The sequence below is a fragment of the Cohnella xylanilytica genome (assembly GCF_014212175.1).
Classification (GTDB): domain Bacteria; phylum Bacillota; class Bacilli; order Paenibacillales; family Paenibacillaceae; genus Cohnella; species Cohnella xylanilytica.
In genome coordinates this window covers 122,467-135,179 of the sequence record NZ_JACJVR010000019.1, presented here as the reverse complement: position 1 = coordinate 135,179, position 12,713 = coordinate 122,467, and the positions used below count along the sequence as shown (strand labels likewise).

12 protein-coding genes are annotated in these 12,713 nt (G+C 59.6%); 7 read left to right on the top strand and 5 right to left on the bottom strand.

The window, feature by feature from the left end:
• Positions 1 to 210: 210 nt before the first annotated feature.
• From H7B90_RS06005 to H7B90_RS05990, 4 genes are all read right to left on the bottom strand, one after another.
• On the bottom strand, positions 211 to 1,116 hold the full coding sequence (locus tag H7B90_RS06005; RefSeq protein WP_185134944.1) for an RraA family protein: 906 nt from the start codon (positions 1,114 to 1,116) through the stop codon (positions 211 to 213).
• Positions 1,117 to 1,250: 134 nt separating this feature from the next.
• Positions 1,251 to 2,639, bottom strand: coding sequence for a mandelate racemase/muconate lactonizing enzyme family protein (locus H7B90_RS06000; protein ID WP_185134943.1), 1,389 nt, complete (start codon positions 2,637 to 2,639; stop codon positions 1,251 to 1,253).
• Between the two features lie 32 nt (positions 2,640 to 2,671).
• Positions 2,672 to 3,454 carry an SDR family NAD(P)-dependent oxidoreductase gene (locus H7B90_RS05995; RefSeq protein WP_185134942.1) on the bottom strand — a complete coding sequence of 261 codons (783 nt, stop codon included), beginning with the start codon at positions 3,452 to 3,454 and terminating at the stop codon, positions 2,672 to 2,674.
• Positions 3,451 to 4,251 carry an SDR family NAD(P)-dependent oxidoreductase gene (locus H7B90_RS05990; RefSeq protein WP_185134941.1) on the bottom strand — a complete coding sequence of 267 codons (801 nt, stop codon included), beginning with the start codon at positions 4,249 to 4,251 and terminating at the stop codon, positions 3,451 to 3,453. Before H7B90_RS05990 ends, H7B90_RS05995 begins: the two co-directional genes overlap by 4 nt.
• 259 nt (positions 4,252 to 4,510) lie before the next feature.
• On the opposite strand from H7B90_RS05990, the gene H7B90_RS05985 reads away from it, so the two are divergent.
• The 7 genes from H7B90_RS05985 (at position 4,511) to H7B90_RS05955 (ending at position 11,283) form a co-directional block, all read left to right on the top strand.
• Positions 4,511 to 5,431, top strand: a complete 921-nt coding sequence (locus H7B90_RS05985; RefSeq protein ID WP_185134940.1) for a carbohydrate ABC transporter permease — start codon at positions 4,511 to 4,513, stop codon at positions 5,429 to 5,431.
• Positions 5,428 to 6,258 (top strand): carbohydrate ABC transporter permease, encoded by an 831-nt coding sequence (locus H7B90_RS05980; protein ID WP_185134939.1) that lies wholly within the window; start codon positions 5,428 to 5,430, stop codon positions 6,256 to 6,258. The genes H7B90_RS05985 and H7B90_RS05980 overlap by 4 nt, the downstream gene beginning before the upstream one ends.
• A 35-nt stretch (positions 6,259 to 6,293) precedes the next feature.
• Positions 6,294 to 7,634, top strand: a complete 1,341-nt coding sequence (locus H7B90_RS05975; RefSeq protein ID WP_185134938.1) for an ABC transporter substrate-binding protein — start codon at positions 6,294 to 6,296, stop codon at positions 7,632 to 7,634.
• A 91-nt stretch (positions 7,635 to 7,725) separates the two neighbouring features.
• Positions 7,726 to 8,697 (top strand): mannonate dehydratase, encoded by a 972-nt coding sequence (locus H7B90_RS05970; protein WP_185134937.1) that lies wholly within the window; start codon positions 7,726 to 7,728, stop codon positions 8,695 to 8,697.
• A gap of 28 nt (positions 8,698 to 8,725) precedes the next feature.
• Positions 8,726 to 9,562, top strand: coding sequence for an aldo/keto reductase (locus H7B90_RS05965; RefSeq protein ID WP_185134936.1), 837 nt, complete (start codon positions 8,726 to 8,728; stop codon positions 9,560 to 9,562).
• 273 nt (positions 9,563 to 9,835) lie between these two features.
• Entirely contained in the window at positions 9,836 to 10,585 is a 750-nt protein-coding gene (locus H7B90_RS05960) for a YdcF family protein (RefSeq protein WP_185134935.1), read from the top strand.
• Between the two features lie 74 nt (positions 10,586 to 10,659).
• Positions 10,660 to 11,283, top strand: coding sequence for a polysaccharide deacetylase family protein (locus H7B90_RS05955; protein WP_376701718.1), 624 nt, complete (start codon positions 10,660 to 10,662; stop codon positions 11,281 to 11,283).
• A 200-nt stretch (positions 11,284 to 11,483) separates the two neighbouring features.
• Here the strand turns inward: H7B90_RS05955 and H7B90_RS05950 are convergent, their stop codons facing one another.
• Positions 11,484 to 12,062, bottom strand: a complete 579-nt coding sequence (locus H7B90_RS05950) for an RNA polymerase sigma factor (protein ID WP_185134934.1) — start codon at positions 12,060 to 12,062, stop codon at positions 11,484 to 11,486.
• Between the last annotated feature and the right edge of the window lie 651 nt (positions 12,063 to 12,713).

Here is a 12,713-nt window from a genome sequence, read left to right as displayed (position 1 = left end):
GAGTAACGGATTACTCACATGAGCGGGAAATCGGCGGAGTGGACGAAAGAGAGTAACTGGATTACTCAATAGGCGTACAAATGGTGAATCGGCGGCAAGTTGAGGAACGTCGTTATGCTTTTCCGAGCCATGGGCCGTATAAACGCACGCGCGAAGGGGCTGTCCCCAAGGTCGAACGACCTTGCGGGACAGCCCCTCTTCGCGCGGCGGCTACAGCCGGACGCTGGCGTCCGGGCCGTCGTGAGCCGAGCGGCGAGCTTCCTCGAGCTCGCGGTCCCACTCGAGGTGGCGGTACTCGGCCGCCTCTTCGGCGGAGCCGAACCAGCGTAGGAAGTCCTCCCACAGCGGAACGGTCCAGGCGGCGTCGATCTGAGCGGTCGAGTAGACGCCTTCCTTCAGCCGGATGAAGCCGAAGACGTCGCGCACTTGGGACTTCTCCGCCTGCACGACGGTGAGCTCGGCCAGGTGGGGCGGGATGAAGATGACGCCGGAAGGAGTGCCGAGCACGACGTCTCCCGGCAGGCAGACCGTCCGGCCGATGCGAGCCGGCACGTTCATCCCGACCATCGTGCAGTCCGCGATCGCCGTCGGGTCGCTGCCGCGGTAATAGACGTTGATGCCGTCGATATGGACGATCTGCTGGATGTCGCGGATGCCGCCCCAGATGACCGCGCCGCCCCGCTTCGTCCGGGTGGCGATCGCGGTGGAGAGATTGCCTCCGACGTAGGTGCCCTGATAGATTTTGTCGTACATATCCACGACGACGACGTCGTCCTCGCCGAGCGAATCGATCACCCATTGATTGAAGAAGCCCCGGCGGCCTTCCTGTTCGTGGCCGTGCTTCAGCAGCGTCTCGTGCAGATCCGGCCGCATCGGGACCATGACGGCGGTGACCGCCCGGCCGACCATGACCCGATCCGGATGAACGATCCTCAGATCGCCCTCGAACTGGTTCTTGTACCCCCGGTTCCAGAGCGGGCCCCAGGCTTCCTCCAGCGTAATCTTGCGCATCCGGCGCAATATGTCCTCGGACACCCGCGGACGTCCGTTCTCGAATCTATCGCCTTCCCACAGCGGCGTCAACTGCACGATATCTTCCGGATTGTCGAATCTCATGTCGCTCGCTCCTCTCTGTCATAGGGAAATCGCGTAGGGAAATCGGCAAAAAAACGTAAGAGCGGCGGCAGGTCTTGGCAGAAGCGGGGCAGGGGCGCGCCATAGCGCCCGGCTCCCGCTTGCTCCCAACCGCTCTAGCTCCACAGCCGATCGTGGCCCCAATGGTCGTTCCAGCTGTCGGTCGCCTCCCACAGCCCGGGAATCTTCGGATGCAGATGCTGCGCGATCGTCTCGTCGTTCAGCTCCTCGATGCCGAGCCCCGGCGCGTCCGGCACGGCGATGAAGCCGTTGTCGACGAGCGGCTTCGGCAGCTTCGAGACGATGAGGTCGTCCCACCAATCGACGTCCACCGAATGGAACTCGAGCGCGAGGAAGTTCTCCGTCGCCGCGGCGGCATGAACGGCGGCGAGGCACGCGATCGGGCTCTCCGCCATGTGGATCGCCATCGAGACGCCGTATTCCTGCGCCATGTCGCCGATCTTCTTCGTCTCCAGAATGCCGCCGGTCGTGAGCACGTCGGGATGAATGACCGAGACGCCGCCGGAGGCGAGCAGGGGACGGAAGTTTTCCTTCAGGTAAATGTCTTCGCCGGTGCAGATCGGCGTCGTCACCGAGCGGGCCAGCCGGACGTACTGCTCCGTGTACTGCCAAGGAATCATGTCTTCCATCCAGGCGAGGTTGAACTTGTCGATCCGCTTCCCGAGCTTGATGCAGTCCTCGACCCCGATGTGGCCGAAGTGGTCGATGGCGAGCGGCACCTCGTAGCCGATGACGGCGCGCACCTCCGCGACGTACTGCTCCAGCATGTCGAGCCCCTTCTCGGTGACGTGGATGCCGGTGAACGGGTGGGCGATGTTGTAGATGTCGTAAAGCCGGTTGCGCGCCCGCCGCAGCTCCTCCTCGCTCAGGCTCCCGTCGCGCTGGGCGTCATACCAGGCCTTCGAGAGCGACCTCATCTCCTCGAGGAAGCCGAGAGGGGCGCTCAGCGTGCCGGGCTCGTGGATGATCTGGTTGATGCCGAGGTCCATCTTCAGGAACGTGAACCCTTTGTCCATCCGCTCCTTCAGCGCGAGGCCCATATGCGTCCCGGTATCCTTGCCGTGCACGTCGGTGTCGCAGTACATGCGGATCTTGTCCCGGAACTTGCCGCCGAGCATCTGGTAGATCGGGATTCCGTACGCCTTGCCCGCGAGATCCCAGAGCGCGATCTCGAGGCCGCTGACGCCGCCGCCTTGGCGGGCATGGCCCCCGAACTGCTTGATGCGGCGGAACAGCTTGTCGATCTGGCACGGATTCTCTCCGAGCAGCCGGCTCTTGAGCATGAGGGCGTACTGTTTGTCCGCTCCGTCGCGCACTTCCCCGAAGCCGACGAGACCTTGGTTCGTGTACACCTTGATGAGGCTGCAGTGCATCGGAGCCCCGGCGATGTCGGCGAAGCGAATGTCGGTAATTCTCAATTCGGACGGACTCGAGAAGGTATTGACATGAGCGAGAGTGCTCTCGTAGGTTTCCGGCGTGGACATGGTTCTCGGACTCCTTTATCGGGGTGGTAGAGTTACAGCAGCATGCTTCCTCCGTCGAGCCGGATGGCGGCTCCCGTCAGGAACTCCGTCTCGTCGGAAGCGATGTAGCAGACGAGGCTCGCGACGTCCGAAGGCAGGCCGACGCGGCCCAGGGGGAACTTCCAGCGGAGGTCGCGCCTCTCTTCCCGCGCGCGTTCGGCGAGCTCCGGCGGCACGAACGGCTTCGTCTCCTTCGTGCCCTGCCTTCCGACCCGGATCGCTCCGGGCTCGATCGCGTTCACGGTGATGCCGTACTTGGCGAGCTCGATCGCGCTCTCCCGGGTGAGCATCTTGATGGCGCCCTTCGTCATCGCGTAGACCGTATCGAAGTCGGTCGGGCGCTTGCCGTGGACGGAAGAGATGTTGACGATCCGGCCGAAGCCCTTCTCCTTCATATAGGGGACGACGGCCTGGATGCACTGCCAGTATCCCTTCAGGTTCACGTTGATCTGCCGGTCGTAGGTGTCGTCGTCATGGTCGAAGTTGTAGTTGAGCTGCAGAGCCGCGTTGTTCACGAGGATGCCGAGGCCGCCGAAGCGCTCCGCGGCCGCCTGCGCCATCGCCTCGATCTCCGTTCGGATCGCGACATTCGCCCGCACGAGCATCGCTTCGCCGCCGAGCTCTTCGATCCGGCGCAGAGTGTCCTTCGCCCCTTCGTCGCTGGAATGATAGCCCAAGGCGACCTTCGCTCCGCGTTCGGCCAGCATAAGGGCGACGCCTTGGCCGATGCCGGTCCCGGCTCCGGTGACGAGCGCGACTCTTCCCGCGAGGCTCATGGGGCGCCTCCCGCGGCATGGGGCTTCTTCATTTTGAAATCCAGGTAATGCATCAGGAACCCGCCGTCCATTCGGATGTCCGCTCCGTTGAGGTAACGGGCCTCGTCGGAAGCGAGGTAGAGAACCAGCTCGGCCAGATCCTCGTGCGTGCCGAGAACGCCGTCCGGCACCTTGTATCGGTAGGAGTCGTACAGCAGCGAGATATCGCTGCGGAACACGGAGTCGACCCCTTCGACGGGCCCGAACTCGATCGAGTTCACGCGCACGCCGTGGCGTCCGAGCACGACGGCCGCTTCCCGCGCGAGCATCTTGACGGCCCCCTTGGACGCGCTGTAAGCGAAGGACATGCCGGTCGGCTTCTCCGCGTGAATCGAGCTGACGAAGACGATGCTGCCCTTCTGTCCCGCCTCCATCCGCTTGCCGACGGCCTTCGCGCAGACGAAGGCCGTCTTCGCGTTCCAATCCATCACGTCCGCGAACACGGATTCCTCTCCGGTCTCGACGGAGATCGGGACGACGCGGTCGTGGTTGTGGACCAGAACGTCGACGGCGCCGAGCCGCTCGTCCGCCATGTCGAGAATACGCGCCGCTTCGGAGCTTCGCCGCAGGTCGGCGGAGACGACGAGCGCGTCCGCTCCCAGCTCGCGAACCTTCTCCAGTTCCGCCGCGACGTCCGCTCCTCCCGAGGCGCTGTTCAATAGAAGGGAAGCTCCTTCCGCGGCCAACCTAAGCATAATCGCCCGGCCGGACGGGCCGTCGGCGTCGGTGACGAAGACGACTTTTCCTTGCAGCCTCACGAATCCATCCTCCTCCTCTCCCGGGAACAGGCTGCATGCGTTTGCAAGTTCATGATAACGAGAGGCTATCGGACGGCGCGATGCCATAAAATTATGATTTTGTTTGATTTTTTCGCAAAAAAAACAAACAAAATCGTAAATTCGTCTCCTTAAAGATGTAAGCGCTTAATGTTATTTTATTGCCAGGCTCCAAAATCGAGAGAAGAAAGGGGGAACCGCTCATGGGGTTACCCGGGCAAACGCCGGAGCGCCGGCGCCAATGATCGCCGATGCGGCGCGGAAGCGGGCGAAGAAGCGGATCGATTGGTCGGGCTACGTGTTCATCTCGCCGTGGCTCGTCGGGTTCCTGCTTCTGACGCTGTGGCCGATCGGCCAATCGTTCTACTTGTCCTTCACCGACTATTCGCTGCTCAGCGAGCCGGTCTGGGTCGGGCTCGACAATTACGCGAGAATGTTCGGCAGCGATCCTACCTTTCGGAAGTCGCTTAGCGTCACGTTCGCGTTCGTCCTGTTCTCCGTTCCGCTCAAGCTGCTGTTCTCGCTGCTCGTCGCCATGCTGCTGAGCCGCAACATTCGCGGAATGAACGCGTACCGCACCGCGATCTACTTCCCGTCGCTGATCGGGGGCAGTATCGCCGTCGCCGCGCTGTGGCGCAACATGTTCGGCAAGGACGGCTACGTCAATCACGTGCTGGCCTGGTTCGGCATCGAAGGCACGGGCTGGATCTCCAATCCGGACACCGCGCTCGGGACGCTTATTCTGCTGAACACGTGGCAATTCGGTTCGACGATGGTCATCTTCCTCGCCGGGCTGAAGCAGATTCCCCAGGAGCTGTACGAGTCCGCTTCGGTCGACGGCGCGAATCCGGTCCGCAAATTTTTCCACATCACGCTGCCCATGCTCTCGCCCGTCATGTTCTTCAACCTCGTCCTGGGCATCATCGGCTCGTTCCAGATGTTCACCGCTTCCTTCGTCATTACGCCCCGCGGCGGTCCGATGCAGTCGACGTACGTGTACGCCGTCTTCCTCTACGAGAAAGCGTTCAAGCATTACCAGATGGGCTACGCCTCCGCCTTGGCGTGGATTCTGCTCGTCATCGTCGCCGTTCTGACGGCGCTGAACTTCCTCGCCTCGCGATATTGGGTGTTCTACGAGACGGACGGGGGGAGATCCAAATGACGCTTCGTCCCTCGAAGCTTCTCCATCATCTGTTCATGATCGCGTTCTCGCTGCTCATGCTCTACCCGGTCATCTGGTGGCTCGGCGCCTCGCTCAAGGAGACGGCCGAGATGAGCTTGCCGACGCTGTGGCCGAGTTCGCCGAGATGGGACAATTACTCGGAAGGCTGGCGATTCTCGAGCGACTTCACGTTCGGGCACTTCTTCGTCAACACGCTGCTCATGGAAGTAGCGAACGTCGCCGGCGGGGTGCTGACGGCCGCTCTCGTCGCCTTCGGCTTCGCCCGGCTTCATTTTCCCCTGAGGGGCTTCTGGTTCTCCATCATGCTGCTGACGCTCATGCTCCCGGGACAGGTGACGATCGTGCCGCAATACATTCTGTATAACAAGCTCGGCTGGGTCGACAGCTACGTGCCGCTGATCCTTCCCCACTTCTTCGGCGGGGGCGCGTTCTTCATCTTCCTGCTCGTTCAGTTCATCCGCGGCCTGCCGCGCGACCTCGACGACGCGGCCAAGATCGACGGCGCTTCCGTATACGGGATCTTCCTGCGGATCATCCTTCCGCTCGTCAAGCCGGCACTCGTCACCGTCGCGATCTTCACCTTCATCTGGAGCTGGGACGACTTCTTCGCCCAGGTGCTGTACCTGAGCTCCGTCGAGAAGTTCACCGTCGGGCTCGCTCTTCGCATGTTCATCGACCAGTTCGAGATCAAGTGGGGGCAACTGCTGGCCATGTCGCTGCTGTCGGTCATCCCGTCCGCCGTCATCTTCTTCTTCGCGCAGAAGCACTTCGTCGAGGGGATCGCCACTACCGGCATGAAAGGCTGAACCAAATAGAATGAATCGAGAGGGGATTGGATGTCATGAGGAAAAGAAGAGGAATTCAAGAGACGGGCGCGCTCTTGATGGCTCTGTCGCTGGTCTTGACGGCTTGCGGCAGCGGAGGCGGCGACAAGGAGAACGCGCCGAGCGGCAGCGCTTCTCCGAGCGAGAGCGGCGCGTCGGCCTCGCCGGGCGGTCAGGCGGTCGAGCTCGGCATTACGTGGTGGGGGCCCGACGCGCGGCACGAAGCGACGAAGGCGGCTCTCGGCATCTACACGAAGCAGAACCCGAACGTGACGTTCAAGCCGGAGTTCATGGCGTGGGACGCCTACTGGCAGAAGCTGCCGACGCTCGTCGCCTCGAAGGCGGTGCCGGACGTGCTGCAGATGGACGCCGCCTATATCCAGGACTACGTGTCCCGCGGCGTCATGGAGGATCTGTCCGACATCGACCTGTCCGGCGTCGTGCCCGACAACATCCTCGAGAACGTGAAGATCGGCGGCAAGCTGTACGGCATCCCGCTCAGCCATAACGCGCAAGGGATCGCCTACAACAAGCCCGACCTGGAGGCGGCCGGCATCGAGCTGCCGAAGCAGGGCTGGACGTGGGAGGAGTACTTCCAGTGGGCGCGCGACGCGAAGAAGAAGCTGCCGGAAGACAAGTACCCGATCGGCGACCCGACGAACGCCTGGGACTGGTTCCAGTGGTATCAAGCTTCGCAGGGCAAGGGAGCGATTATGGCCGACGGCGGCAAAACGTTCAACCTCGACAAGGACCTGTTCGTCAAGTTCCACAACGAGCTGGCGGCTCTGCGCAAGGAGAACGTGCTTCCTCCGGCCGACACCTCGCTCGCGTTCCTGGAGAACGACCCGCAGGCGGACCCGATGGCGTCCGGCAAGGTGATGACGCGGGGCGCGACGGTCGGCTCCGTCGCGGCGCTCGAGCAGCTGATGCCGGGCAAGGTGGCCGTCGTCAACGTGCCGAACGGGCCATCCGGGGGCGGTTGGGCGCAATCAACGATTTTCCTCGGCGTCAGCGCGACGTCGAAGCATAAGGAAGAGGCGAAGAAGTTCGTCAAGTGGTTCATCACCGATTCCGAAGGGGGCAAGGCTCTCGGGCTGACGCGCGGCATTCCGATCAACGAATCGATCTACAAGGAGCTCGAGCCGAATCTGGAAGCGAAGGACAAGATCAGCAAGGCGCTGGCCGACGTCGCTTCGGAGAAGGCGATGCCGTTCTATTCGGCGGGCCCGGGGTACACGGAGTGGGTCGACTTCTACAAGACGACGATGGAAGCGGTCATGTTCGGCCAGAAGACGGTCGAGAAGGCGTACGAGGAGATCAACAAGCTCGGCCAGGATATCGCGGCCAAGCAGAAGTAAGGCGGGGATCGGGCGGCGGTTGCTTCGCGCGGATTCGGAGGTCGGCCGCCGCTTTTATTTTCATCATCGATCGATTGGGGGAGTTGCCGCCGTGTTGCTGGCCGAATTTCTGCCGTCGCGTCCGAACCGCCTCTGGAGCCTGTCCAGGCAGATGGGGCTCGGACATGCCGTCGGTCCTCTGCCTTGGGAAGAGAAGGAGCCTTGGGAGTACGTGCCGCTCCTGCACATGAAGCGCCGGTTCGAGGATGCCGGTCTCAAGCTCGAGGTCATCGAGTCGATGCCGCCTTCGAACCGGATCAAGCTGGGCGCGCCCGGCCGGGACGAGGAGATCGAGACCTTCAAGCGGTTCGTCGAGAACATGGGAGCCGTCGGCATTCCGGTGCTCTGCTACAACTTCATGGCGCAGTTCAACTGGTTCCGCACGTCGACGACGACGGTGACCCGGGGAGGGGCGCTCGTCTCGAGCTACGATCATTCGCTTCTGAAGGACGCGCCGCTCACGGAAGCGGGAATCGTCACGGAGGAGCGGCTGTGGGACAACTTGAAGTATTTCCTGGAGAGAATCGTTCCGGTAGCCGAGAAGGCGAAGGTGAAGCTGGCGCTTCATCCGGACGATCCGCCGATCTCGCCGATCCGCGGCGTCTCGCGAATTCTTCGAAGCGCGGATGCCCTGCAGCGGGCCATCGACCTCGTGCCGAGCGAGTACAGCGGCGTCACGCTCTGCCAAGGGACGCTGACGACGGCCGGCGAGCACATTCCGAGCGTCATTCGCCGGTTCGCCGCGCAGAACAAGCTGTTCTTCGTTCACTTCCGCGACGTGCGCGGCAGCGCCGAGAAATTCGAGGAGACCTTCCACGACGACGGCCAGACGGATATGCTGGAAGCGATGAGAACGTATTACGAGGTCGGATTCTCCGGTCCGGCGCGGCCCGACCATGTCCCGACGATGGAAGGGGAGGACAACGCCAACCCGGGCTACGAGCTGCTCGGGCGGCTGTACGGCGTCGGCTACATCAAGGGGCTCATGGAAGCGGCCGCCGGGCGGACGCGATCGATCTCATGACGACACGGAAAAGGAGGCCATCGATCTCATGACGATTCAACTGCAAGGCTTGACGGACGTCGCCGTTCTTCACAACGGGGTGCGCATGCCCCGGCTCGGACTCGGCGTGTTCAAAGTGAAGGAAGGCGAGGAAGTCGAGCAGGCCGTAAGGACGGCGATCGAGGTCGGCTACCGGAGCATCGACACGGCGAAGGCGTACAACAACGAAGAGGGCGTCGGCCGGGCGATCCAGGACAGCGGCGTTCCGCGCGACGAGCTGTTCATCACGACGAAGGTGTGGAATTCCGACCAGGGCTACGACAGCACGCTGCGGGCGTTCGAAGCGAGCCGGGAGCGGCTCGGGCTGGACGTGATCGACCTGTATCTGGTGCACTGGCCGGTGAAGGGGAAGTATCTGGAGACGTACCGCGCCCTGGAGAGGCTGTACCGGGACGGGGCGGTTCGGGCGATCGGGGTGAGCAACTTCCAGATCCATCACTTGAAGGACATTCTCGAAGCGTTCGAGATCAAGCCGATGGTCAACCAGGTGGAGTATCATCCGCTCCTGTCGCAGGTCGAATTGCGGCAGTTCTGCGAACGCCAAGGCATTCAGCTGGAAGCCTGGAGCCCGCTCATGCAGGGCAATCTGGACGTTCCGGAGATCGGACAGCTGGCGGCCAAGCATGGGAAAACGGCGGCGCAGGTCGTGCTCCGCTGGGATCTGCAGCACGGCGTCGTCACCATTCCGAAGTCGACGAACGAGAAGCGGATCCGCGAGAACGCCGACGTCTTCGACTTCGAGCTGTCGGCCGAGGACATGGCGCTGCTGGACGGCCTGAACCGCAACCGCCGCTTCGGCTCCGATCCCGACAACTTCAACTTCTGACCGGCGGCATCGCATCCCTTCGAGGGCTCATGCTTCGTCGGCAAGCGGCAAGGCTCCCGATTCGGGGCTTTGCCGCTTCTTTGCGTTCGCGCGCTTCAATCGATGAGCCCGACCGATACCCCCGACGCTCCCGCCTCAGCCCTCCGGTATAAAGTCCCGCCTCCCAGGAGAAAAAGTTAACCTTCGACGGACAGACGCTCCAATCTCGCCATGCTACAATATGGAGAGAGATAGATTAGATCGTTCCGGATGGAGAAGGAGACGTGACCCGCGTTGATCTACCTGATCAAATTCATCTACAGCTTCGTGCTGCCCCCCGGCCTGTTCGTCGTGCTGCTCCTGCTGCTCGTCCTGTGGCTGTGGAAGCGCCAGCGCAAGCCGGCCGTCGCCCTGCTGGCGATAACGCTTCTATTCTATTTGTCCGCGACTCAACTGGTCAGCCACGCGTTGATCGGCAGCTTGGAGAAGCGGTATCCGCAGCCGAGCGAGGTTCAAGGGGACGTTATCGTCGTCCTGGGCGGAGGCGCGACCAGCTCGACTCCCGACATCGACGGCGAAGGCAACCTGTCGGGAGCGGCGGCGAACCGGCTGCTGGTCGCCGTCCGGCTGCACCGGTCGACAGGATTGCCGATTCTGTTCTCCGGCGGCCAAGTGTTCTCCGACACCGGCAACGAAGCGAATATCGCGAAGCGGCAGCTGCTCGGCCTCGGCGTCCCGGAAGAGGCCATCCTCGTCGAGAACCGCTCCTTGAACACGGAGCAGAACGCTGTCAACACCGCTGAGCTGCTGAAGGAGAAAGGCTACGATTCCCCGGTGCTGGTCACGTCCGCCTTCCACATGCCCCGCTCGGTGCTGGAGTTCAAGCAGGCGGGAGTGAAGGTGCAGCCGTACCCGGCGGATTACTGGACGAACGGCCGGTTCGCCTTCTATCCGGGCCGCCTCGCTCCGAACGCCGAATCGGTGCAGATCACGGGGCTGGCGCTCAAGGAATACCTCGGCCTCTTGGCCGCGCGAATCCTATAAAATTAGAAGGATTGACGGAGTATCGTCCGGAGAGTAGAATCGGGGACGACAAGAAGAAGAGGAGCTGAGCGATCTTGACCTTAACTTCACCCGTAATGAGGCATCCGACGACGCGGAAGGTCGTCGCGTTTACGTTCGACGACGGGCCTAATCCCATTTATACGCCTCAACTGCTCGATATCTTCCGCGAGGCGAACGGCAAAGCGACGTTCTACATGATCGGGGAGCAGATCGAGCGATCTCCCGATACGGCCCGGGCCGTACTCGAACAGGGACACGAGATCGGCAATCATACGTATACGCATCCGGATGTGACCAAGCTCGACGAAGAAGCGCGCCGGTCCGAGCTGCTTCGCTCCGAGCGGATCATCCTGGAGACGACCGGGGTGAAGCCCGCGACGTTCCGGCCGCCTTACTTCGCGTTTGACGAGCAAGCCGCGGCGACCGTCGCGGAATTCGGCTATCCGGTCATCGGGGCCGTGAACGGCGCCGCGAGGGATTGGGAGATGCCGGGAGTCGATCATATCGTGGAGACGACGAGGGAGACGGTGGAGCCCGGCACCATCTTGATCTTCCACGACGGCTTCGGCGACCGCTCCCAGACGGTCGAGGCCGTGCGGCAGCTCGTGCGGGAGCTGACGAGCGAGGGATACGAGCTGGTCACGATCAGCGAGCTGTTGCAATCGGACCAAGTGTAGAACTGCCTCCTACTTATCGCCCTTGTCGAGTCTTGATATTGGTGAATCCCCCTCCGCATCTCTTTCGAGAGGTGCGGAAGATTGTTGCTAATGTCCGCTTACCCCAAAAACATGTTGCCTCACAGTTGGCAAAACGCCTCCTATAGTGATAGATCGTTATTTCCTTATATTCTTCCTTAAGTGAACTGTGGTCCATAGAATTATTTGTCGGTAACACAATCATTGATTCTTTGAGATAGTTTTTGAAATGCACGATGCTTAGCTCGAGCGACATATTGTCGAATATGATTATGTGGTATATTTATAAGTCCAGCTATTTCCCGGTCACTCAATTCCATAGTGTACTTGTAAAATAACAAATATCGATCTCTTTCAGATAGTTGCAACAAAGCTTGTTTCAAGACTTCGAGTTCTTCAAGTAGAAGAAGGTTCTCGTCTATCGTAGCCTGAAGATCAGGAATATTATCTGTAATATCATTAGTTAAGCCAGAAAGAGTACGTTTTGAATACTGCACTTTCCTTTTATTATAATCCAAGCAGACATGTTTCAATGTGTAAAAGATATAGGATGTCATTTTATAACTACTAAGAGACCGTAAGAGAGAGATTCGTGGCAGTAATTTCAAAAAGGTGTCTTGAATAAGGTCATCAACTACACTGTATTCATTTGTAATGTTGTAAGCTTGCTTCTTTAGCAATGAATAATACTGATTATACAGATTTGTTGTATATTCTTTGTCATCTTCATTCTCCACCTTTGTGAAAAAAAATTCAGTCACTTTTTCATCCCTCCGACCTGTCGGATTAATTTGTAAAAAAACAAATCTAAAAAATAAAATATTCCATATATGATAAATCGAACTAAGTTATTTTTCAACATTAGTAGATCGGATCTTGGGCAATGGAACAGCAGCGACATTGGTAAACGTTGTGAATAAGTTGTTGAATAATGCCAATCATCCATCGGAATCTGGGGCTTGAGCACCCTTATACATTACCGGAAGAGTCTAAGCCCAAGTTTCAATGCCCTACAAACAAATTAATTGATGGAAAAAAAATGAAATACCCCGGGTGAGCGCCTCTCACTTTCCGGTCTACCCCTCGAATGACTCATTTCAGCGTATGTTTGGCTGTATGACTGCTCTTCTAGCATTAGCACTCCTTGAAATTTCAAATATCAGCCAATTCGTTATAAAAATCCTCTGGAATTTTCATTGACAGTAATGCTGATTGATGTTTGGCGACAGCCTTCGTCTCAGGTTATTTAAATAATTCCAAAAAAAGGTGTTACATACGGTCTCTTTGATATGTCATATATAGTAGGCAGCATGTCAGGCAAACGAACGATTTTGCTGTGAAAGGAGGTTGCTTAATTTACCTTAAACAGTGCTTGTAAGTAGATAAGGAGTCTAGTTTAAGGATGAAGATGT

Excerpts from the sequence above, each read along its gene's own strand:
- H7B90_RS05965 (WP_185134936.1), top strand. The coding sequence starts at position 8,726 with ATGACGATTCAACTGCAAGGCTTGACGGACGTCGCCGTTCTTCACAAC.
- H7B90_RS06005 (WP_185134944.1), bottom strand. The coding sequence starts at position 1,116 with ATGAGATTCGACAATCCGGAAGATATCGTGCAGTTGACGCCGCTGTGG.
- H7B90_RS05975 (WP_185134938.1), top strand. The coding sequence starts at position 6,294 with ATGAGGAAAAGAAGAGGAATTCAAGAGACGGGCGCGCTCTTGATGGCT.
- H7B90_RS06000 (WP_185134943.1), bottom strand. The coding sequence starts at position 2,639 with ATGTCCACGCCGGAAACCTACGAGAGCACTCTCGCTCATGTCAATACC.
- H7B90_RS05980 (WP_185134939.1), top strand. The coding sequence starts at position 5,428 with ATGACGCTTCGTCCCTCGAAGCTTCTCCATCATCTGTTCATGATCGCG.
- H7B90_RS05985 (WP_185134940.1), top strand. The coding sequence starts at position 4,511 with ATGATCGCCGATGCGGCGCGGAAGCGGGCGAAGAAGCGGATCGATTGG.
- H7B90_RS05995 (WP_185134942.1), bottom strand. The coding sequence starts at position 3,454 with ATGAGCCTCGCGGGAAGAGTCGCGCTCGTCACCGGAGCCGGGACCGGC.